Origin of the sequence: Pseudomonas sp. s4 (assembly GCF_046764235.1) — a bacterium.
Taxonomy (GTDB): domain Bacteria; phylum Pseudomonadota; class Gammaproteobacteria; order Pseudomonadales; family Pseudomonadaceae; genus Aquipseudomonas; species Aquipseudomonas asiatica.
In genome coordinates this window covers 2,420,030-2,440,772 of sequence record NZ_CP177209.1, presented here as the reverse complement: position 1 = coordinate 2,440,772, position 20,743 = coordinate 2,420,030, and the positions used below count along the sequence as shown (strand labels likewise).

General features: G+C 64.0%; 19 protein-coding genes. 6 read left to right on the top strand and 13 right to left on the bottom strand.

Going from position 1 to position 20,743, the window contains the following annotated elements:
* Window positions 1–194: 194 nt before the first annotated feature.
* The 5 genes from ACK56M_RS11495 to ACK56M_RS11475 form a co-directional block, all read right to left on the bottom strand.
* The gene (locus ACK56M_RS11495; RefSeq protein ID WP_411959477.1) at window positions 195–458 is read right to left on the bottom strand and encodes a DUF3077 domain-containing protein; all 264 of its coding nucleotides are present in this window, start codon (window positions 456–458) and stop codon (window positions 195–197) included.
* Window positions 459–978: 520 nt separating this feature from the next.
* Window positions 979–3,864: an HD domain-containing phosphohydrolase gene (locus tag ACK56M_RS11490; protein ID WP_411959476.1), complete on the bottom strand. Its 2,886-nt coding sequence runs from the start codon at window positions 3,862–3,864 to the stop codon at window positions 979–981.
* 269 nt (window positions 3,865–4,133) lie between these two features.
* Window positions 4,134–5,627, bottom strand: coding sequence for an aldehyde dehydrogenase (locus ACK56M_RS11485; protein ID WP_015269984.1), 1,494 nt, complete (start codon window positions 5,625–5,627; stop codon window positions 4,134–4,136).
* 178 nt (window positions 5,628–5,805) lie between these two features.
* On the bottom strand, window positions 5,806–7,188 hold the full coding sequence (locus ACK56M_RS11480; RefSeq protein WP_015269983.1) for an aspartate aminotransferase family protein: 1,383 nt from the start codon (window positions 7,186–7,188) through the stop codon (window positions 5,806–5,808).
* Between the two features lie 42 nt (window positions 7,189–7,230).
* A complete protein-coding gene (locus ACK56M_RS11475) occupies window positions 7,231–8,073 on the bottom strand; it encodes a helix-turn-helix domain-containing protein (protein ID WP_013972098.1) in 843 nt (280 codons plus the stop codon).
* Window positions 8,074–8,354: 281 nt separating this feature from the next.
* On the opposite strand from ACK56M_RS11475, the gene ACK56M_RS11470 reads away from it, so the two are divergent.
* Together ACK56M_RS11470 and ACK56M_RS11465 are read left to right on the top strand one after the other, a co-directional pair.
* The gene (locus tag ACK56M_RS11470; protein WP_411959475.1) at window positions 8,355–9,734 is read left to right on the top strand and encodes an APC family permease; all 1,380 of its coding nucleotides are present in this window, start codon (window positions 8,355–8,357) and stop codon (window positions 9,732–9,734) included.
* Between the two features lie 159 nt (window positions 9,735–9,893).
* Window positions 9,894–11,267 (top strand): 8-oxoguanine deaminase, encoded by a 1,374-nt coding sequence (locus ACK56M_RS11465; protein ID WP_100413698.1) that lies wholly within the window; start codon window positions 9,894–9,896, stop codon window positions 11,265–11,267.
* 60 nt (window positions 11,268–11,327) lie between these two features.
* Here the strand turns inward: ACK56M_RS11465 and ACK56M_RS11460 are convergent, their stop codons facing one another.
* On the bottom strand, window positions 11,328–11,819 hold the full coding sequence (locus ACK56M_RS11460) for a GNAT family N-acetyltransferase (RefSeq protein ID WP_015269979.1): 492 nt from the start codon (window positions 11,817–11,819) through the stop codon (window positions 11,328–11,330).
* 286 nt (window positions 11,820–12,105) lie between these two features.
* Between ACK56M_RS11460 and ACK56M_RS11455 the strand changes: the two genes are divergently transcribed.
* Complete coding sequence (locus ACK56M_RS11455; RefSeq protein WP_015269978.1) at window positions 12,106–12,474, top strand: hypothetical protein; 369 nt, start codon at window positions 12,106–12,108, stop codon at window positions 12,472–12,474.
* A gap of 157 nt (window positions 12,475–12,631) precedes the next feature.
* Here the strand turns inward: ACK56M_RS11455 and ACK56M_RS11450 are convergent, their stop codons facing one another.
* Window positions 12,632–12,778, bottom strand: coding sequence for a DUF2986 domain-containing protein (locus ACK56M_RS11450; protein WP_015269977.1), 147 nt, complete (start codon window positions 12,776–12,778; stop codon window positions 12,632–12,634).
* 153 nt (window positions 12,779–12,931) lie between these two features.
* Here ACK56M_RS11450 and ACK56M_RS11445 point away from each other — a divergent pair, with 153 nt between their 5' ends.
* Window positions 12,932–14,710, top strand: coding sequence for a phosphoethanolamine transferase CptA (locus ACK56M_RS11445; RefSeq protein ID WP_080604859.1), 1,779 nt, complete (start codon window positions 12,932–12,934; stop codon window positions 14,708–14,710).
* A gap of 138 nt (window positions 14,711–14,848) precedes the next feature.
* Here the strand turns inward: ACK56M_RS11445 and ACK56M_RS11440 are convergent, their stop codons facing one another.
* From ACK56M_RS11440 to ACK56M_RS11425, 4 genes are read right to left on the bottom strand one after another with little or no spacing between them, the layout of a single operon-like run.
* Entirely contained in the window at window positions 14,849–15,382 is a 534-nt protein-coding gene (locus ACK56M_RS11440) for a membrane integrity-associated transporter subunit PqiC (RefSeq protein ID WP_100413699.1), read from the bottom strand.
* 11 nt (window positions 15,383–15,393) lie between these two features.
* Window positions 15,394–17,034 carry an intermembrane transport protein PqiB gene (locus tag ACK56M_RS11435; protein ID WP_015269974.1) on the bottom strand — a complete coding sequence of 547 codons (1,641 nt, stop codon included), beginning with the start codon at window positions 17,032–17,034 and terminating at the stop codon, window positions 15,394–15,396.
* Window positions 17,018–17,662, bottom strand: coding sequence for a paraquat-inducible protein A (locus ACK56M_RS11430; protein WP_100413700.1), 645 nt, complete (start codon window positions 17,660–17,662; stop codon window positions 17,018–17,020). Before ACK56M_RS11430 ends, ACK56M_RS11435 begins: the two co-directional genes overlap by 17 nt.
* Entirely contained in the window at window positions 17,659–18,255 is a 597-nt protein-coding gene (locus ACK56M_RS11425; RefSeq protein WP_015269972.1) for a paraquat-inducible protein A, read from the bottom strand. The genes ACK56M_RS11430 and ACK56M_RS11425 overlap by 4 nt, the downstream gene beginning before the upstream one ends.
* Before the next feature lie 150 nt (window positions 18,256–18,405).
* Here ACK56M_RS11425 and ACK56M_RS11420 point away from each other — a divergent pair, with 150 nt between their 5' ends.
* Window positions 18,406–18,879 (top strand): YMGG-like glycine zipper-containing protein, encoded by a 474-nt coding sequence (locus tag ACK56M_RS11420; RefSeq protein ID WP_003259312.1) that lies wholly within the window; start codon window positions 18,406–18,408, stop codon window positions 18,877–18,879.
* 38 nt (window positions 18,880–18,917) lie between these two features.
* On the opposite strand, the gene ACK56M_RS11415 is transcribed toward ACK56M_RS11420, so the two are convergent.
* Window positions 18,918–19,823 carry a LysR family transcriptional regulator gene (locus tag ACK56M_RS11415; RefSeq protein ID WP_013972086.1) on the bottom strand — a complete coding sequence of 302 codons (906 nt, stop codon included), beginning with the start codon at window positions 19,821–19,823 and terminating at the stop codon, window positions 18,918–18,920.
* A 147-nt stretch (window positions 19,824–19,970) separates the two neighbouring features.
* The gene (locus ACK56M_RS11410; protein ID WP_061302466.1) at window positions 19,971–20,156 is read right to left on the bottom strand and encodes a hypothetical protein; all 186 of its coding nucleotides are present in this window, start codon (window positions 20,154–20,156) and stop codon (window positions 19,971–19,973) included.
* Between the two features lie 200 nt (window positions 20,157–20,356).
* Between ACK56M_RS11410 and ACK56M_RS11405 the strand changes: the two genes are divergently transcribed.
* Window positions 20,357–20,743, top strand: a complete 387-nt coding sequence (locus ACK56M_RS11405; protein ID WP_061302467.1) for a VOC family protein — start codon at window positions 20,357–20,359, stop codon at window positions 20,741–20,743.

Here is a 20,743-nt window from a genome sequence, read left to right as displayed (position 1 = left end):
GGTGAGCGATCACTGATGGCCATGCCCTGTACCTCATGGACGGCGCGATTCCTGTAGGAGCGGCCTTGTGTCGCGAAAGGGCCGCAAAGCGGCCCCGGCGTTTTTGCGGTGATGCACAGATCGTTGGGGGCGCTTCGCACCCCTTTCGCGACACAAGGCCGCTCCTACAGGAAACCGCGCCTGCCTGCGATACCTCAGTGCTTCATGCCCAGTTCGGCATCATCCATCAGCGCCTTGGCCATCGCGCTCAGGTAATGGGCGGCCCAGATCATCATCGGTTTCTCATCCATCAGGCCGGTAATGGTCAGTTCGCGGACATAGCCCATCAATTCCGAGGACTGCTCGCGGGCATCGCGGCAGGGGATGCCGGGCTCGATGCGGAACAGTGGATGGGTGCCGTTTTCGCCTTGGTAGAAGGTGGTGTTGCCGACGGTAAATTGGGTCTCTTCTGTGGTCATTGGTGAATCCCCTGAAATTTCTCGACTGCTTGCACTGGCCCTTTCGCGGGCACGCCCGCTCCCACAGGTACTGTGCAACTCTTGAGTACGGTGAAGATCCTGTGGGAGCGGGCGTGCCCGCGAAGAGGCCAGAACAGGCAACACATTACTTATGCCCTGGTGCAAAGTGTCTTCGAAGGAATCGGGGGATGTGGGGTGGATCGGGGACAACTTTCAGCATGCTTTGGTATGCATTTGTTGGGCCACTACCGGCCTGCTGTCAAACAAGTAGGTGGCAGCTGTACATAGGTTGACAGACCGGCGGATACCAGAACCGGCGCACGCGAACGTGCCCCATGCACAGCCACCATGAAGCGCAAAGCCATGCGAAGTATCTCGTCGCGGCCTGTCAAAGCCGATCGCTGATGTGCAGCGACCCGCCGAGACTAGAGCGCTGCCAAAGCGGCCGCAACGGGAAACAGGCGGCGTGAGTATCTTTGGGAAATGGCCTACAAGGAAGGGGCTAAATCTGATTTTTCGCTCAAGCCGGGCAACGCATCTGCCCCAGCCAGTACGCCACGTCCACCTCGTCGATCTGCTCGGCACGCAGGAATCGCTCGGCATACTGGCGGTACACCCCGCTGCTGAGGAACAGCTCCAGCAACTGGCCGTCGATGTGCCCGCCGCGGGCCATGCCCACCAGGATCTTCACCGACTCGGACAAGGTCTTCGGCGCCTTGTAGGGCCGGTCGGCCGCGGTCAGCGCCTCGAAGATGTCGGCAATCGCCATCACCCGCTCGGCAATGCCCAGGTCCTGCTCGCCCAGCCTGCGCGGGTAGCCGCTGCCGTCCATTTTCTCGTGGTGGTTGCCAGCGATGTCCGGAACCCGCTTGAGCTGGCGGGGGAACGGCAAGGAACTGAGCATGATGATGGTCTGCACGATGTGTTCGTTGATCTTGAAGCGTTCCTCGTCATTCAGCGTGCCGCGGCGGATCGCCAGGTTGTACAGCTCGCCGTAATTGCTGGCACAGGCCGGCAGGCGCATGTCGAAGCCCCAGCGGTTGCGCGGGTCGTCCTTGGCCACCGGCGGCTTGCGGGGGCCCCAGGGCACGCAATGCTCGGGGCGGTCGGCCAGCAGTGGCTCGTCAACCGGTAGCGCAGGTGGAGGCACGTCAGCAAAGCGCTCCAGCTCATCACGGGAGATGCCCAGGCGGTTGTCGAAATGGCGCTGCCAAAGGCGCTGGCCAATCTGCTGCAGGCGCTCGATGTCGGCGTCCTGCATGAACTCGCCGCCGATGTTGGCCTGGGCGACGAAGGCGAAGTCGTCCTGCAACTGCGCCTGGCTGCGCACCAGGGTGGCTTGCAGCGCCTGCTGGTCGCCACCGCTGGCCAGGCCTTGCCAATAAGCCAGCTCGGCATCCCGCCAGAGCACCTCGAAACGCATGCGCACCTCGTGGATACGGTTGTACAAGGTTTCCAGCTTGGTCGCCTTGTCCACTACATACTCGGGGCTGGTGACCTTGCCACAGTCGTGCAGCCAGGCCGCGACGTGGAATTCGTAGCGTTCAGCCGCGGTCATGCTGAAACTGGCGTACGGGCCGGTTTCGGCCGCCACCGCCTGGTCCAGCAGCATCTGCGCCAGTTGTGGCACCCGCTCGCAATGGCCACCGGTATAGGGGCTCTTGGCATCGATGGCATCGGCCAGCAACTTGATCATGGCATCCAGCAGGCGTTGCTGGGCTTCGGCCAGCTGGCGCGTCTCGATGGCCACCGCCGCCACCCCGGACAGTTCCGCGACAAAGCTGCGCAACGGCTGGCCTGCCTGCTCGTGTACATGTCCATCGCCCAGTTGCAGGATCAATATGCCCAGCAGCGCCTGGCTGCGGTCATTCAGCACCAAGGCCAGGGTGCCCTCATGCAGGCCGAGGGCCTGGCTCACTGCCGTGGCCAGGTGCTGCTGGGCAGTCTCGTCCACGGCCAGCTCGCCAGGGTACTGCTCGCCATGGCAGGCAGCGGCCAGGCGCAGCAAGGCGTGTTCGGCATCGAACAGGTAAACCACGCCGGCACTGCCCCCGGCGGCTTCCACCAGATGGGTCAACACACCGTCGAGCATGCGTTCCAGGTCGCGCTCGCTGCTGAGTGTGAGGGTAATCGCCTGAAAGCTGCGGATGGTACCGGACATGCGGCTAAGCACGCGGCTCAGCTCGCGCACTTCGGATACCCGCGAGCGCACCCCGACTTCGCGGCTGAAATCAAAGCCAGCCAGGCCTTGTACCTGTTCAGCCAGCAACCGCAACGGGCGGCCGATACGCCGGCCAAGCACACCACCGAGCACCAGCAGCACGCTTATCAGGGCAGCGGTCCAGAGCAACTGTTCGAGCAGTACCTTGCGTGCACCGGCCAGCAACTCATGGCCTGGCACGGCAATCAGCACCTGCAGGTCCTGCCCGGCCAGGTTGGTCAGTTGCACACGCATGCCATACCAGGTCTGCCCGTCCACCTGATAAGGCTGCGGCCGGGGGCCTTGCGGCAGGTCGGCGTAAAGGTGCTCCAGGCTGGGGATGCCCAGTTCGGCGATGCGCGACAAGCGCACGGCCTGCCCTTCGTGCACGATTACCCGCTGCAGGTCCGGGTAGGCCACCACGCTGCCCTGGTCGTCGATCACGACGATCTCGGTGCCGGGGGTCATGCGCAGGCCCTGAGTCTCACTGGCCAGGTCGTCGACCGAAACGTCCATGCCGATCACCGCCCCGCCGTCGAGGCTGCGCTGGGCCATGGTCAGGCCGATCTCGCGGGTGGTGAAGAACACATAGGGGTGGGTCAGCACGGTGGTGGGCTGGGCACTGGCTTCGACAAACGATGGGCGCGTGCGAGGATCGTAGCGGTATTCAGGCTTGGCCTGGGCCTGCAGCAGGTTCAGCGAGCGGTCGTAGAAGCGCCATTCACCCTGCACCTCCCCGCCCTCACGGCTGACGCTCTGCACCAGAAATACCGTGCCCGGCGGCGCAGCGAAACGCTGCAGCAACTGCGGGTCACGCAAGCGGCGCACCAGCAGGAACTCACCACTGGGGTAACCCATGTAGGCAGCACTTAGCATGCGGTTGGCGTCCAGCGTCTCGACCAGTTGCGGCAAGCGTTCCAGGCGCTGAGCCGGGGTTTGCGCGGCCGGGTTGTGGGCCAGCAGGCGGATACTGCTGTGCACGGGGTCGATCAGGCGCCGGGCGCGCTCGTCGATGGTCTTGCCTATTTGCTGGGCAGAATCACCCGCTGCGGCAACCAAGGTCTGACGAATGCCGTGATAGCCCTGCCAGGCCAGGGCGGCGCCGAGCAGCAACATGCCCAGCACGATGGCGAGTGCCACCAGCCACTGCAGTGAAATGCTACGTCCGGCGTTGCCAGCAGCACGACCATTCGACACGCAGCCCATCCCAGGTACTCCATGTATGGCACATTGCCTTGGCTGATACCCGCAGCAGTGTAGAGGGCGGACGGGCTTTTTGCCGGGCTAGAGAAGAAATTTAGTCTTGCATGGCTCTTCTAGCCAGTACCGGCCCTTGTAGGAGCGGCCTTGTGTCGCGATAGGGCTGCAAAGCAGCCCCGGCAATTTGTGCATCTGTGCTGAAACCCTGGGGCTGCTTTGCAGCCCTATCGCGACACAAGGCCGCTCCTACAGGTCCTGGGTATGCCTTCAGGGTATCAGGCGCGCAACTGGTACCAGGTGGTCTTGAGCTGCGAATACTTGTCGAACGAGTGCAGCGACAGGTCGCGGCCAAACCCGGACTGCCTGCCGCCGCCGAACGGCACCGTCACATCCAGCGCATCGACCGTGTTCACCGATACGGTGCCGGCCTTCAACGCCCGTGCCACGCGGTGCACCTGGTTGAAGTCATCGCTCCACACCGACGCCGCCAGCCCATAGATGCTGTCGTTGGCCAGGCGCACGGCCTGCTCTTCACTGTCGAAGGCACTGACCGCCAGCACCGGCCCGAATACCTCTTCCCGCGCCAGGCTCATACGGCCATCGACACCGGCAAAAATGGTCGGCTCGATGTAATTGTCCGAGCCGTCGATGGTCAGGCGCCGACCACCACACACCAACCGCGCGCCATCCTGCCCGGCGCGGGCGATGGCGGCTTCGATCCGGCCAGCCTGACCGGCGTCGACAATTGCACCGGCACGGCTCGCCGGGTCCAGCGGGTTGCCTGGCAGCCACTGGCGGGCCTTGGCCTGCAAGCGCTCGATGAACTCGTCATGGATGGAGCGCTGCACGTACAGCCGCGAATTGGCCGAGCACACTTCGCCCTGGTTGAAGAAGATGCCAAATGCCGCCTTTTCCGCAGCCAGGTCCAGGTCCTGGCAGTTTTCGAATACCAGGTTGGGGCTCTTGCCGCCGCACTCCAGCCATACCTGCTTGAGGTTGGACTGGGCCGAATACTGCATGAAGTACTTGCCCACCTGGGTGGAGCCGGTGAACACCAGGCAGTCCACGTCCGGGTGCAGGCCCAGTGCCTGCCCGGCCTGCTCGCCCAGGCCCGGCACCACGTTCAGCACGCCTTCCGGCACACCGGCCTGCAGCGCCAGCTGGGCCAGGCGCAGGGCCGAGAACGGTGATTGCTCGGCGGGCTTGAGCACCACGCTGTTGCCGGCAGCCAGCGCCGGGGCGAGCTTCCAGGCGGCCATGTCGAGCGGGAAGTTCCACGGCACCACGGCGGCGACCACGCCGAGGGCTTCGCGGGTGATGGTGGCCAACGCGTTGGGCGCGGTGGGTGCCACCTGGTCGTACAGCTTGTCCAGCGCCTCGCCATACCAGGCGAACACCTGCGCCGAGCCCGGCACGTCGATGTTGTAGGCGTCCATGACCGGCTTGCCCATGTTCAGCGAGTCCAGCAACGCCAGTTCTTCGCGATGGGCCAGGATCAGCTCGGCCAGGCGCTGCAGCACTTTCTTGCGCTCACCCGGGGCCATGCGCGGCCATGGGCCTTGTTCGAAAGCCCTGCGGGCGCTGGCGACGGCCAGGTCGACCTCGGCCTGACCGCAGGCGGTGACCTGGGCCAATACCTTGTTGGTGGCGGGGTTGATGGCGGCGAAGGTAGCGCCGTCCTGTGCGTTGACGGGCTTGCCGTCGATCAGTGCATTGGCCGGGAGGTAGAGGTCCGAGGCACGTTGTTGCCAGAATCCGAGAGTGTACATTTGTACTCCAGGCGACCGTCATGCGGTCGTCTTGCGCAAGTAACAGGTACCACACAGTCCGCAAGCACGCCGCACTCCCTCTGTGGGAGCGGGCATGCCCGCGAACCAGGCGACACGGTGGATGGCACCGGCTTCGCCGGTGTTCGCGGGCTTGCCCGCTCCCACAGGGATCAGCGGTCTAGAGCTTGCCGACCAGGCGCGCCGTGCGGTCCACGGCAATGCGGGTCTTCTCTACCAGCTCATCCAGCTCGCTGTGGTTGGCGATCAGTGCCGGCGCCATGATCATCCGGCCCAGGGTCGAGCGAATGATCACCCCTTCCTCGAAACCGAAGGTACGGCACTGCCAGGCCAGGTCGTTCTCGTTGGCAAAGCGCTTGCGCGTCGGCTTGTGCTCGGCGAACTGCAGCGCCGCCACCAACCCGGCACCCTGAACCTGGCCGATCAACGGGTGGTCGGCGAACACCTCGCGCAGGATGCGTTGCAGGTACGGCCCGGTGTCGTCCTTCACCTGGCGCACGATGCCTTCGTCACGCAGCGCCTTCAGGTTGGCGATGGCCACCGCCGCCGCCACCGGGTGGCCGGAATAGGTCAGGCCGTGGGCGAACACCCCGCCCCGCTCCACCAGCGCCTCGGCAATGCGCTTGCTCAGCACCAGGCCACCCATGGGCACGTAGCCGCTGGTCAGGCCCTTGGCGATGGACAGGGTGTCGGGCTCGAAGCCGAAGTACTCGTGGGCAAACCATTCACCAGTGCGGCCAAAGCCGCCGATCACTTCATCGGCGCACAGCAGCACGTCGTACTGGCGGCAGATGCGCTGGATCTCGGGCCAGTAGCTTTCCGGCGGGAAGATCATGCCGCCCGCGCCCTGGAACGGCTCGGCGATAAAGCCGGCGACGTTCTCGGCCCCCAGTTCGAGGATCTTCTCCTCCAGCTGCAGGGCGCAGCGGCGGCCGAACTCGGCCGGGGTCAGCTCGCCGCCCTCGGCGTACCAGTACGGTTCATCGATGTGCGCCACATCCGGGATCAACCCGCCCATTTCGTGCATGAACTTCATGCCACCCAGCGCCGTGGCCGCCAGGGTCGAGCCGTGGTAACCGTTCCAGCGGCCGATCATGATCTTCTTGTCCGGCTGGCCGACCACCTGCCAGTAGCGGCGCACGGTACGGATCAGCACCTCGTTGGCCTCGGAGCCGGAGTTGGTGTAGATCGCGTGGCTGTAGTGCCCAGGCAACAGGCTGAACAGCAGCTCGGACAGTTCGATCACCGCCGGGTGAGTGGTGTGGAAGAACATGTTGTAGTAAGCCAACTGGTCCATCTGCGTGGCCGCGGCGGCTGTCAGGTCGCGGCGGCCGTAGCCGAGCTGGGTGCACCACAGGCCGGACATGCCGTCCAGGTAGCGCTTGCCCTCGCTGTCCCACAGGTGCAGGCGTTCGCCACCGACGATCACCCGCGGCCCTTCGGCGTTCAGCGCCTTCTGGTCGAGGAAGGCATGGATGTGGTGCGCGGCATCGGCTGCCTGGTAGTCGCGGGTCTGGCGTTGCGGGGCGAAAGGCGCATTCATTGTTGGTTTTCCTTTGCGGTGGGGTTGCAGGGTGGCTTGCGCTCAGCGCAGCTTGCCCATGTAGCTTTCCAGCGGGTCCTTGCCCAGCACGCCCTGGGCATTGGCCAGCGCGTCGATGAACAGGGAGAACAGCTCGGACTGGGTGCCGATGTCGAGCTTGGCGTAGACGTTCTTGCGGTGTGACTTGATGGTGTCCTCCGACACCCCCAGGCGCTCGGCCAGCGACTTGGTCGAGTGGCCCCGCAGGATCAGCTGGGCGATACGGCATTCACGCTCGGTCAGCAGCGAGCTGCCGAAGTTGTTCAGCGCCGCGTGGATGCGCTGCTCGAGGATGTTCTCGAAGCGCCCGGCGCGGCTGTCCAGCCCGGCGAAATGCTTGCTGAGCACCGCCAGCACCCAGGGCGTGATACGCGCGAACAACGCACGGGTTTGCCCATCGAGCTTGTCGGTGAACGCCAGCGATACTGCCAGGCTCTGCCCGGGCGCGACCTGCAGGATGTAGTTGAGCTCATCCTCCAGGTGCGAGTGCCGGTAGAACGACTGGTAGTACTCGCTGACCTCGAAATGGTCGGGCGCCACTTCGAACAGGCCGTAGCAGCCGGACTCGACCTGCTCCACACAGGCGCCGTAGAACGGGTCGAGCAGATAGAAGCCGGACAGGTAGCGGCTGACATTGCCCTCGGGCTGCCAGGGCGCCTTGTCGTCCTGCTCGAACAGCGCGCAGGGCATGCCGTCGTGCGGGTACAGGTACACCGTGGTCGCCTGGATCGGCCGGATCACGCCAAGTGCAGCAAACAAGGTGGCGGCAAAGCCCGGTCGGCCGATCGCCTCGGTGACCTTGGCCTGGTGCTCGAACCACTGTTGCGAAAGCAATTGATCAGTCACTGTGGGCCTGCCGTCTCAAGTAAAGGCACCGCCGCCAGTGCGGTGCGTCGTTGGCCAGATACTCCCATGACACTGCAAACACCGAAATCACCCTTTGGGGTGAGCCGGCAAAGCCCCCTCCCGGCTCACCCCAAAGGGTGATTCCGGGTACCGGCGGGGTGTGGGAGCATCAACCCGCCCCAGCGCTGCGAGCCACCCGCTCGACCTCCTTGCACAACACCCTCCGGTATCGAGCCCGCTCGCATACCGCGGCGTCCTGCATCCCTTTCCAGGAGTTAGCAATGCATACAACAACAAGTACAGCCCATAGCCCTGCACATAGCCCGTCGCAACCCACCGCCAGCAACGGCCGTTTCCGCAAGTCCATGGGGCTGCCCGCCCTGGTGCTGTTCGGCCTGGCCTACATGGTCCCCCTTGCAGTATTCACCACCTACGGGCTGGTCACCCAGATGACCAAGGGGCACCTGCCCATCGCCTACCTGCTGACCCTCGCCGCCATGCTGCTGACCGCCTACAGCTATGGCCGCATGGTCCAGGCCCACCCCTACTCCGGCTCGGTCTACACCTATACCCGCAAGGCCTTCGGCAGCCACATCGGTTTCATCACCGGCTGGACCCTGCTGCTCGACTACATCTTCCTGCCGCTGCTCAGCTACCTGCTGATCGGCATCTACATGTCGGAGTACTTCCCGGCCATCCACGCCTGGGTGTGGGTGGCGGGCTCCATTGCCCTGGTCACCTTCCTCAACCTGATCGGCATCGAGTCGATCACCCGGGTGAACTGGATCCTGGTGGTGGTGCAACTGGTGTTCATCATCGTGTTCGTCGCCCTGTCCATCCACAACCTCAGCGGGCAGGCGCAGCCGGTGTCGCTGCTGGCGCCGTTCCACCACGAAGGCTTCAGCGTGCCGTTGATCATGACCGGCGCCGCCGTGCTGTGCCTGTCGTTCCTGGGCTTCGACGCGGTCTCGACCATGGCCGAGGAAACCAGCAACCCCACCTACCGCATCCCCGTGGCGATCCTCGCCGTGTCGCTGATCGGCGGCATGTTGTTCCTGGTGGTGTCGTACTGCGCACAGATGGTGTTCCCTGACTGGGGCAGCTTCGCCGACCCGGACTCGGCGTCGGTGGACGTGATGCGCCGGGTTGGCGGCGAGCTGCTGGTGACCGCCTTCACCGCCACCTACGTGGCCGGCTGCTTCGCCTCGGCCATGGTGTCCCAGGCCAGCGTGTCGCGGGTGCTGTTCGCCATGGGCCGCGACGGTGCGTTGCCCCGCACGTTCGGCCAGTTGGTGACGAAAAAGCGCGTACCGGCCACGGCCATCCTGCTGGTCAGCCTGCTGTCGCTGATTGCCTTGGTGATCACCCTCGACACGGTGGCAAACATGATCAGCTTTGGCGCGCTGTTCGCCTTTTCGGCGGTGAACCTGGCCGTGGTCAAGCACTACCTCATCGACCAGAAGCTGCGTGGTGGTCGCAACTACTTGCTGTATGGCGCCATTCCCGGCCTGGGCTTCCTCAGCACGTTGTGGCTGTGGAGCAGCCTTACCAGCCTGTCGTTCACCATCGGTTTGTGCTGGATGGGCATGGGCCTTGTGGTGCTGCTGGGGCTGACCCGCGCGTTTCGGGTGAAGCTGCCTGAGTTGCAGATGGCCGAGTGACCCCGCTGTCGAGCATTTGCGCGGTCCCACAGGGGGCCGCGCATACAAAGGCCAGCACAGGACCATCAGCCCTGTATACAATCCGCAAAAACCTTGCTTACAATGCCCTGCGCCTATGACATCGGTAATCGCCGATGCGTATTGCGACAGACTCAAGCCATGTCATCTACAAATGCTCCAACAACGCTACTGGTCAAAAACGCCGAACTTCTGGTCACCATGGACGGCGAACGCCGCGAGATCAAGAACGGCGGAATGTTCATCGAAGGCAACCTGATCCGCCAGGTCGGCCCCAGCGATACCCTGCCACAGCATGCCGACGTGGTGCTGGACATGGGCGGCAAGGTGGTCATCCCGGGCCTGGTAAACACCCACCACCACATGTACCAGAGCCTCACCCGCGTGGTGCCGGCGGCCCAGGACGGCGAGCTGTTCAACTGGTTGACCAACCTCTACCCGATCTGGGCACGCCTGACACCCGAGATGATCGCGGTGTCGACCCAGACCGCCATGGCCGAACTGATCCTGTCCGGCTGCACCACCTCCAGCGACCACCTGTACATCTACCCCAATGGCTGCAAGCTCGACGACAGCATCCATGCCGCCGAGGAAATCGGCATGCGCTTTCACGCCGCGCGCGGCAGCATGAGCGTGGGCCGCAGCCAGGGCGGACTGCCGCCTGATTCGGTGGTGGAAAAGGAAGCCGACATCCTCAAGGAATCCCAGCGCCTGATCGAGGACTATCACGACGCCAGCCACGGCTCGATGCGCCGCATCGTGGTGGCGCCCTGCTCGCCGTTCTCGGTCAGCCGCGACCTGATGCGCGAAGCAGCCGTGCTGGCGCGCCAGTACGGGGTGTCGTTGCACACCCACCTGGCCGAGAACGTCAACGACATCGCCTACAGCCGCGAGAAGTTCGGCATGACCCCCGCCGAATATGCCGAAGACCTCGGCTGGGTCGGCCACGACGTTTGGCACGCCCACTGCGTGCAACTCGACCAGCATGGCATCGAGCTGTTCGCCCGCACCGGCACGGGTGTCGCCCACTGCCCATGCTCGAACATGCGCCTGGCCTCGGGCATCGCGCCGGTGCGCAAGATGCGCGACCACGGGGTGCCGGTGGGCCTTGGGGTCGACGGTTCGGCATCCAACGACGGCGCCAGCATGATCGGTGAAGTGCGCCAGGCCTTGCTGCTGCAACGGGTGGGCTTCGGCCCCGACGCGATGACTGCGCGCGAGGCGCTGGAAATTGCAACGCTCGGCGGCGCCAAGGTGCTCAACCGCAATGACATCGGCGCACTGGCGCCAGGCATGGTGGCCGATTTCGTCGCCTTCGACCTTGGCCACGTGGCCTATGCCGGTGGCCACCACGACCCGTTGGCGGCGCTGGTGTTCTGCACCCCGACCCAGGTGCACACCAGTGTCATCAATGGCCGTGTGGTGGTGAAGGACGGCCAGCTGGCCACGGTCGACCTGCCACGGGTGCTGGAGCGCCACAACCAGTTGGCACGCCAGTTGGTCAGCGGCGAATAAGCAACCATTCGGGGCCGCCTTGGCGGCCCATCGCCGGCAACGCTGCCGTGTCTTGCGAAATCAGAGGACCATGAGCATCTCATGCCAGGCCATGCCGCCGTGGTCCGACGGCGACGGTTTCACGTACTGATAGCCCAGCTTCCGGTACAACGCCACATGCTGTTCCTTGCACATCAGGTGAATGGTCAGCTTGCCCGCCGCCTTCATGCGTGCGATGAATTCATCCATCAACTGCTTGGCGTAGCCTTTGCCCTGGTACGCCGGGTCAACCACCACCGACATGATCACCACGTTTGGCGCCGCCGGGTCGTGCCCGACCAACTCCTTGAATGCCTCATCGGACATCACCACTTCGTGGGCACAGCCGCTATTGATGAAACCGACGATCTCGCCCGCGTTTTCCAGCACCAGGAAGCCCTGCGGATACTGCGCGATGCGGGTGCGGATCTTCTCCAGCGTGGCCGCCTCGTCGCCTTCGTAGGCACCGATTTCGATGGCATAGCAGCGTTCGGCATCGGCGACTGTGGGGGTGCGAAACTGGGGGGCGCTCATGGCGGGTTTCCTTGGTAATGGTCAAAAACGGCCGCCATGGTAAATGAGCTCCGCTGCCACAGGTACAGCTTGTTTTGTGTCGCCATAGGCGCAAGGTGCCCTTTTTTGAAGCGCTGAAGTTCTACAAGTTGTTGCCGCTGCGAACTTTTTCCCGTTTACCGGTCTATGTGGGAGGCACAGAAAGGAAACGGAACGCGAGACTAGGTTCGCCCGACACCTGCTGGCCTGATGGCTCAATTGTTATCAGAGGTTGGCTTCGCTCATGAAAATACATGTCGCAAGGTTGATGCTGCTCGGCCTGTTCTCGTTCGCGGCGATGGGCACGGCATCGGCAACACAGATGAAGGCGCCCGCAGTGGCTGCCCCGGCGGTTCAATCACCGTTGCAGCCTGCCGGCAACCCCTGGTCCAGGGTGGCCAGTGTGGCCGATGAACAGCCAGCCACGTTGCTGGCCCACGATGACGACCGCTGGCATGACCACCGCAGCGACTGGCGCCGCGAGCAGTGGCGCCGCGAGCAGGCCCGCCGTGATTGGGAGCGCCGGCGAGACTGGGAACGCCGACGCGACTGGGAACGGCGCCGCGACTGGGAGCACCGCCATGAGCGGGCCATGCACCACCGCTACAATGATGACCACCGCTACTATCGCCGCTGACCGCAAGCCGCCAACGCGCTCCCTGTAGGAGCGGCCTTGTGTCGCGATCGGGCCGCAAAGCGGCCCCGGCGATATCTGCTTCAATGCTGATATCGTGGGGCCGCTCTGCGGCCCGATCGCAACACAAGGCCGCTCCTACAAGGTCCGCGCCAGTCAGTCAGGTGGGGGTATCCGCTGCCGCCTCGGCCTCCATCTTCAAACGGTCGGCCTTGCAAATGTACTTGGGCTTGCGCGGCGCCAGCTTGGCACTGGCCTTCTTGGCGTGCGCCTGCAGTAGCTGCTTGATCTTCTTGCGACGGTTCATTCTCACTCGACCTGTCAGTCCGGTTTGGCTGAATACATCATACCTTGCCTGGGCCAGCGTCTCGTTGACGTTATTTTCACGCTCGGCAGATTAGCGTCACGCCCTTTCCGGCCACGAGCACATCCGCTGGCCGCCAAGTACGACGAGGCATACGTGTCACACACTCCATCCCCCTCCTCGCCCAAGCGCGTGGATTGGGCCGGCCTGGGCTGGCTTTTGCTGTTCTTCTGGTACTTCTCGGGGGTGACCCAGGCGTTGCTGCTGTTCAGCGGTACCACCGGGTTCGCCGGCTTTCGCGATGCATTCTTCCTCAGCAGTCTGTGGCTGGCACCGGTACTGCTGCTGCCGCGCTTCACCCGCGCCACGGCCGCAGGTATAGGCCTGGTGCTGTGGGCCGCTTCACTGGTGGGTCTGAGCTACTTCGGCATCTATCGCCAGGAGTTCTCGCAAAGCGTCATTTTCGTGATGTTCGAGTCCAACACTGCCGAGGCCGGTGAGTACTTCAGCCAGTACTTCAGCGCCTGGCTGGGCCTGGCATTGCTGTTTTACACGCTGGGGGCGGTGCTGCTGTGGAAGCGCATACGCCCGGTCAGCCTGCCACTGCGCAGCCGCCTGCCGGTGGTCGCCCTGTTGCTGTTGGCCAACCTGGTGTACCCGTTCTACAAGCAGATGGTCACCCAGGAGCGCAGCTTCGCCGACGCGGCGGAGAAAGTGCAGCAACGCATGGAGCCCGCCGTGCCCTGGCAACTGCTGGTCGGCTACCGCCAGTACCGCCAGCAACTGGACAACATGCAGCAGCTGCTGGCCCAGAACGCCGCGCTGCCGCCCCTGCAGAACCTGCGTGACAGCAGCGGTGCAGCGCCGCGCACGCTGGTGCTGGTGCTGGGCGAATCCACCACTCGCGAACACATGCACCTGTACGGCTACAACCGCGACACCACGCCCAACCTCGATGCGCTGGCCGCCAGCGACAAGGGCCTGACGGTGTTCCGCAACGTGGTGTCGCCACGCCCGTATACCATCGAAGTAATGCAGCAGATCCTCACCTTCGGCGACGAGCAGAACCCGGACCGTTTCCTCACCGACCCGTCGCTGATCAACCTGATGAAACAGGCCGGCTACAAGACCTTCTGGATCACCAACCAGCAGACCATGACCAAGCGCAACACCATGCTGACTACCTTCTCGCAGCAGACGGACGCGCCGGTCTACCTGAACAACCAGCGCAACCAGAATGCCAGCCAATACGACGACGTGGTGCTGTCGCCGTTCGAGAAGGCCCTGCAGGACCCGGCGCCAAACAAATTCATCATTGTGCACCTGCTGGGTACGCACATGGACTATCGCTACCGCTACCCGGACGATTACGCGCACTTCAACGACCGTCAGGGGGTGCCCGGCAAGCTGACGGACGACCAGGTGCAAACCTACAACTTCTACGACAACGCGGTGCGCTACAACGACTACGTGGTGTCTAGCCTGATCAAGCGTTACTCGGCCAGTTCCCCCAATGGTTTCCTGCTGTACCTGTCCGACCATGGCGAAGATGTGTACAGCTCTGGCAACCACGACCGCCTGGGGCGCAACGAAGGCGCGCCGACCCGGCCGATGTACACCATCCCGTTCTTGCTGTGGACTTCGCCAAGCTGGCAGGCCGAGCACCCGCGCGACTTGCAGGCGATGGCCGATCGCCCCTACAGCAGCTCGCACCTGATCCATACCCTGTCCGACCTGGCCGGGCTGAGCTATGACCGTTACGAGCCGGCCAAGAGCCTGGTGAGCCCGCAGTTTGTGGTGGCGCCGCGCTGGATCGGCGACCCGTACCGCAAGGATGGCCTGCGCGACTTCGACCAGTTGCCAATGGACAAAACCGAGCGGGGACAAGAAATGGTCAGCAGTGGCAAGAAACAGAATGCTGGACGCCTGAACTGATTGCTTGCAGGAGCGGCCTTGTGTCGCGATAGGGCCGCGAAGCGGCCCCCGGCTTTCAGCGTTACAACAACGATTGCTGGGGCTGCCATGCGGCCCTATCGCGACACAAGGCCGCTCCTACAACGGTCCGCGAGACGCTCAGGATACAGAACAGCTGCCCTGACGGGCACTCACCCGCACCGCCTCGGCCAGTTTGCGCAGGTTGGCCTGGTGGGCATTGACCAGGCTGGCGATGCTGCTGTCTGCGGGCGTCTGTAGCGAGGTACGGCAGGTCAGTTCGGCCTCCCCCGAGCGCGTCAGGCGCCATACCGCCTCCAGCGAGGCGTAGCGCCCCGGCACGGTATCGAAGCGCTGTACGTCCACGCGCAACAACACCTTGCCGCCACCCACCGGCCCGCCCAACTGGTCCTGCAAGGCGCTGCGAAACTCATCCACCAGGTTGGCACCCCACCACTCCGTCTCGAGGATGGCCAGGCCGCTCTGCCCTTGTCGCACCACCAACTGCGGGCGGTCCACCTGCGGCGGCACGACCACCCTCGCCACCTGGATGCGCTGGCCACCGTCGCGTACAGGCTCGCTCGGTACCAGCGTGTGATAGTTGTTCGGGGTACTGCTGCAGCCCAACAGCACTGCCAGCAGGCCGGCGCCACATACATTGCGCAGTCGAAGCATCGGCTGTCTCCTCAGGGTTCCAGCTCGGCGGCAGTGGCCGCTTTCGGCCGGCCGCGTATCAGTGATTCGGGGTGCCGCCCCAGGTAATCGGCAAGGTCACGCAGCGAACGCGACATGCGCTCCAGTTCGTCCAGGGTTTCCCCCATCCGCTCGCGCTGCGGCGAGTCCTCGGAAATGGCCGAATTGGCCGTGCGCAGGGTCTTGTGCACTTCGTCCAGTGCCACTTTCACCTCCGGCAGCGTCTGGCCATTGAACTGCTTGAGGCTGGCACGCAGCTCTCGCAGGCTGCCGTCCAGGTTGCTGGCGATGCTCTCCAGTGGCAGTTTGCTGATGCGCTCCACTACCCGCTGCAGCTGTTCCTGGAGCTGCTCCAGGCTGCCGGGCAATGTGGGGATGGTGATAGGGTCTGCGGTCTTGTCGAAGGCCACCTTGGGGGCATCCGGGTAGAAGTCCAGGGAGATGAACATCTGCCCGGTGATCAGGTTGCCGCTGCGCGCCTGGGCCCGCAGGCCGTGCTCGACGAAGGTGCCGATCAGCCGCCGCGCACCGTCCATGTCACCTTCGGAATGCTTGAACACAGACAGCATCTTGCGGTGTACCGGCCCCAGCCGCTGCGGGTAGATCACCGCTTTGACCACCACCGGGAAGGTCTGGCGGGTGGCATCATAGTCGAGCTGCACCGATGTGACTCGGCCAAACTCGACCCCCTTGAACTCCACTGGGGCGCCTACCGACAAGCCGCGCATGGCCTGGTCGAAGCGCAACTGCAGGTACTGGGCCTGGCCACTGGGCGGTGCCAGGGCGGTATCGCGGTCGGCAAACAGCTGGAAGTGCGCCTGGTCGGCAGCAGCCTCGGCTTGCGGGGCGAAGTCGGGCGAGCCAAAGGCCAACCCGCCCACCAGGATCGATGACAGTGATTCGGTATCGATCTTCAGGCCGTTGGCACCGATCTGCATGTCGACGCCACTGGCGTTCCAGAAGCGGGTATCGGCGGTGACGAAGCTGTCGTAAGGGGCCTGCACGAACACGCCGATCTCCACGCCCTTGCCATCGCCCTGCAGGGCAAAGGACACCACTTCGCCCACCGGGATCTTGCGGTAGTAGATCGACGAGCCAATATCCAGCGAGCCCAGGTCACTTGCGGTCAGGACAAAGCGCTTGCCCTTCTCGTCGTAGGTGATCGGCGGTGGCAGCTCCAGGCCGACAAAGGACTTTTCCGGCACTTTCGATTCGCCGGAATCCGCCCCGATGAAACTGCCCGACAGCAGCGTGTCCACGCCGGACACGCCGCCCACGCCAATGCGTGGCCGTACCACCCAGAAGCGCGCCCCCTGGGTGGCGAACGCACGGGCGTCGTTGGACAGCTGGACCTTGGCGACCACGCTCTTCTTGTCGTCGGCCAGGTCCACCGTGGTGACTTCGCCGATCACCACGCTGCGGTACTTGACCTGGGTCTTGTGCGCCACCAGCCCCTCCCCGGTGTGGAAGGAAATGGCGATGACCGGGCCCTGCTGCATCCAGTTGCGCACCACCAGCGAAGCGCCGATCAGGATCGCCAGTATCGGCACGATCCATACCAGCGACACGCTCCAGCGCCGGGTGCGCACTTCAACCTGCCCCGCGCCCTCGCGCTTGTCAGTCTGTTGCACCATCAATGCGGCCTCCCTCGTTGGTACGGCTATCCCAGATCAGGCGTGGATCGAAGCTCATCGCAGAAAACATGGTCAGTACCACCACCATGCCGAAAAACAGGATGCCTACCCGCGGCTCGATGGTGCCCAGCCCGCGCAGTTGCACCAGCGCCGCCACCAGCGCCACCACCATCACATCGAGCATCGACCAGTAGCCGATAAGCTCGACGAAACGGTACAGCTGCGAGCGCTGCCGGCAGGCCCAGGTAGAACCGCGCTGGGCGGTGAGCAGCAACAGGCCGAGCGAGAAGAACTTGATGGCCGGCACACCCACGCTGGCAATGAAGATGATCAGCGCGATGTCCCAGGCCCCTGCCTCCCAGAACTCCAGCACGCCGCCACCGATGGTGCTTTCGCTGCCACTGCCGAGCATTTCGGTGTGCATCACCGGCAGCAGGTTGGCGGGAATGTAGAAAACCAGCGCCGCCAGCAGAAACGCCCAGCCACGGCTGATTGCATTGGCCTTGCGCCGGTGGATGGCGGCACCACAGCGGTCGCAGGTGTGCTTGTCGCTGCCCAGTTCGCAGGCCTGACCGCAGCCATGGCACAGGCACAGGCCCAGGTCGTCGGCGTTGGCCGGGGTATTCATACCTGCTCCCAAAGGCCGCGGATGTCCTTGCCGGCGATATGGATGATCAGCATGCTCAGCGCTGCCAGCGCCAGCAGGCCGATGCCAGGTATCACGTCGAGAAACCCCGCCAGCTTGATCACCGCCACCATCGCCCCCAGCAGGCACACCTCCAGCATGCTCCAAGGCCGCAGGCCCTCCAGGCTGCGCATGCACAGGGCAAAACCGGGTGCGCGCTGGCCGGCCAGGGCGAAACCCAACACCCAGCACAAGAGGGTAATCTGCAGCACCGGCGCAAAGATGATCGACAGGGCCATGACCAGGGCGATGAAGGTGATGCTGCCGTGGCTGAGGATCTGTACCGAGTCCCATAATGTCGCGGAATGGGTGAGCCCTTGCATGCCGATGGTCATCACCGGGTAGGCGTTGGCGAACACCAGCAGGATGCCACCCGTCACACTCAGGGCCAGGCGTTGCTGCACCGTCAGCGAGGTATGCCGGTACAGTACGCCGCCACAGCGCTGGCAAACGGCGCGCTGGTGCTTGAGCAGCGGCGCACGGTTGTAAACCGTGTCACAGTACTCACAGATGATCAGTTGCTGGCTCTGGCTCATGGGGTTTCCACAGGTAGCCCGGATTCACGCCGTGATACGCAGGCGAACCACGTTTGTTATCCGGTTTAGACCATCCCGGCAAAACTGCCATCATCGGCAGCAAAGAGAACTATCCTGTGAAACGGGATCCCCACCCGCTGGAGGTTTGCCATGCGTACGTTCACGTGGAGTTGCCTGCTGGTGCTGCTGTGCGCGGCATCGGCAGCCCAGGCGCAGTCGGTGGTGCCGCTCAAGGGCCAGAGCAGCCAGCAGATGCAACTGGATATCAATGATTGCAATACTGTCGCGACCAATGCCGCGAACAGTGCCGCGACCTCCAGCGACCCCCATGTCGGTGGCCGGGTACGCGGTGCCGCCGCCGGCGCGGTTGCCGGTGCGGCAGGCGCGCAGGTGCGCGGCAACCAGCACGACGAGCTGTATGACCGGGTCGGTGACGATGCCAAGGAGCAATACCGACAGAACCGCGCCGGCGAAGTGGCCGCCGCCGGTGCTGCGGTCGGTGGCATGCGCCAGCGTCAGGACCGCCGTCAGGACCGGCGCGGCCAGGACGAAGCGAAAGCCCAGGCTCATGCCAGTGCCTATGCCGGCTGCCTGCAAGGGCGCGGCTATCAGGTCAACCCCTGACCAACGGGCACGCCATGCTCCTGCATGGCGTGCCCGTTTCAGAACTTGGCCAGTTCTTCCCGGCAAAACTCGACGAACAACTGCGCCGGCTTGGTCAGTTGCACCCGCTTCAACCACGCCGCTGCCAGCCCTGACAGCGCCACTGGCTCGGCGATATCAAGCATGGCCAGGCGTTGCCCGTCGTAGGTGTACTCCGAATGCGGCCGCGTCACCAGCAACGAAAAGCCAAAGCCCTGCCCGACCATGCCGCGTACCATCTCGATCGACGGCGAACTGAAGACGATATTGGGCGTCAGGCCCATTTCGTTGAACAGGCTGACGAAGTAGGTACGGCTGGGGGCAACGTCCAGCAGGATCATCGGCTCCGGGCACAGATCGCGCAGCGACACCTGGGCCTGCCCGGCGAAGCGGTGGTTCTCGGGGAGCAGCACATAGGGCTTCTGCGGCGGCATGAGCGGCTCGGCCTCGATGGTGCCGTCCAGGTCATGGTCGTAGAGGAACGCCAGGTCGAAGGTACCGGCAGTCAGGCCCTGGATCAGGTCCTGCTGCTCGCCGTCGCGCAGGCGGATATCCACCCCCGGGTAACGCTGGCGAAAGCCGGCGATCAGGCGCGGCAGGTACAGCGGTGCCACGGTTTCGAAGCAGCCGATGTCGATTTGCCCGGCCACGGTGTCGTTGTCGGCCAGGGCGTTCTGCTCGAATTCGTGGGCCATCTGCAGCAGCGACTTGGTCTTGGCATAGAAGCGCTTGCCGCTGGGCGTCAGAGACACACCCTGGGCGTGGTGGCGGATGAACAGCTGCACGCCGAAGCTTTCTTCCAGGCTCTTGATGGCCGTGGAGATGGACGGCTGGGCAATGTACAGCTGGCGTGAAGCTTCGGCCACGCTGCCGGCCTCGACAGTGGTAACGAAGTACTTGAGTTGTCGCAATGTGTAGGCCGCCACGGGCACCTCTCTGACGCCGGTCTGGGCGCGCTGGGATCATGCCTGTCACTTTACCCTCGGCAGCGGCTGGGTGGGGGCCGGGTGATGAAGGATTTACCTATGGCTTGAGCAGGTTTTTACGAGGGGCGCGATGCGCCCCCCTTTGCTTCACTCGAAATCGATATTGGCGATTACACAGTCATCACCAATCAGCTTGTACCCTGGCCTGCAGGGCATGCCGACTACTGGCCCTATACCGCGCTTGCGCCGGGACAACGTTACCTGCGGCTCTGCACTTTCCAGCTGTTCGTGGTCAAGCGTGTCGTCTGGCTCGTTAACGGGTTCTTCTTGCATGGGGTTCACTCCTTGGTTTGGGTGGTATTGCCCGATCAACGCTACAACCCCCATTGCCACCAACCCATCTGGAACTTTGACCGTGAAGAGAAATGCTGTCGGATCGCGCTGCAGGGTTAGCAGTGAACCCGGTGCCCTGGCCAAATGCCGCTGATTGTCTTTACTGGTACTCAACGACTCCAGGCATACGGTGTGCGTTCATGAAGATCATAGTCACCAGCATCCTCGTCGACGACCAGGCCAAGGCCCTGGCTTTCTACCACTACGTACTCGGTTTCGAGCCCAAGCACGACATCCCCATGGGCCGACACCGCTGGCTGACCCTCACCTCCCCCAACGACCCCAACGGCGTCGAGCTGCTGCTCGAGCCCGACGCGCACCCGGCCGCCAAGGTCTACAAGGCCGCGCTCAAGCAGGACGGCATCCCCGCCACCTCGTTCGGCGTGCGGGACATCCAGGCCGAATATACCCGGCTTCGCGCAGCGGGCGTGCAGTTCACCCAACCGCCTACTGCCATGGGGCCGGTCACCGTAGCGGTGTTCGATGACACTTGCGGCAACCTGATCCAGATCGCCCAGAAACACTAG

Bases quoted from the DNA above. Each gene is read 5' to 3' on its own strand.
- ACK56M_RS11430 (WP_100413700.1), bottom strand. From the start codon at position 17,662: ATGAATACCCCGGCCAACGCCGACGACCTGGGCCTGTGCCTGTGCCAT.
- ACK56M_RS11480 (WP_015269983.1), bottom strand. From the start codon at position 7,188: ATGAATGCGCCTTTCGCCCCGCAACGCCAGACCCGCGACTACCAGGCA.
- ACK56M_RS11465 (WP_100413698.1), top strand. From the start codon at position 9,894: ATGTCATCTACAAATGCTCCAACAACGCTACTGGTCAAAAACGCCGAA.
- ACK56M_RS11455 (WP_015269978.1), top strand. From the start codon at position 12,106: ATGCTGCTCGGCCTGTTCTCGTTCGCGGCGATGGGCACGGCATCGGCA.
- ACK56M_RS11440 (WP_100413699.1), bottom strand. From the start codon at position 15,382: ATGCTTCGACTGCGCAATGTATGTGGCGCCGGCCTGCTGGCAGTGCTG.
- ACK56M_RS11435 (WP_015269974.1), bottom strand. From the start codon at position 17,034: ATGGTGCAACAGACTGACAAGCGCGAGGGCGCGGGGCAGGTTGAAGTG.
- ACK56M_RS11425 (WP_015269972.1), bottom strand. From the start codon at position 18,255: ATGAGCCAGAGCCAGCAACTGATCATCTGTGAGTACTGTGACACGGTT.
- ACK56M_RS11410 (WP_061302466.1), bottom strand. From the start codon at position 20,156: ATGCAAGAAGAACCCGTTAACGAGCCAGACGACACGCTTGACCACGAA.
- ACK56M_RS11485 (WP_015269984.1), bottom strand. From the start codon at position 5,627: ATGTACACTCTCGGATTCTGGCAACAACGTGCCTCGGACCTCTACCTC.
- ACK56M_RS11495 (WP_411959477.1), bottom strand. From the start codon at position 458: ATGACCACAGAAGAGACCCAATTTACCGTCGGCAACACCACCTTCTAC.
- ACK56M_RS11420 (WP_003259312.1), top strand. From the start codon at position 18,406: ATGCGTACGTTCACGTGGAGTTGCCTGCTGGTGCTGCTGTGCGCGGCA.
- ACK56M_RS11405 (WP_061302467.1), top strand. From the start codon at position 20,357: ATGAAGATCATAGTCACCAGCATCCTCGTCGACGACCAGGCCAAGGCC.
- ACK56M_RS11450 (WP_015269977.1), bottom strand. From the start codon at position 12,778: ATGAACCGTCGCAAGAAGATCAAGCAGCTACTGCAGGCGCACGCCAAG.
- ACK56M_RS11460 (WP_015269979.1), bottom strand. From the start codon at position 11,819: ATGAGCGCCCCCCAGTTTCGCACCCCCACAGTCGCCGATGCCGAACGC.
- ACK56M_RS11470 (WP_411959475.1), top strand. From the start codon at position 8,355: ATGCATACAACAACAAGTACAGCCCATAGCCCTGCACATAGCCCGTCG.
- ACK56M_RS11490 (WP_411959476.1), bottom strand. From the start codon at position 3,864: ATGGGCTGCGTGTCGAATGGTCGTGCTGCTGGCAACGCCGGACGTAGC.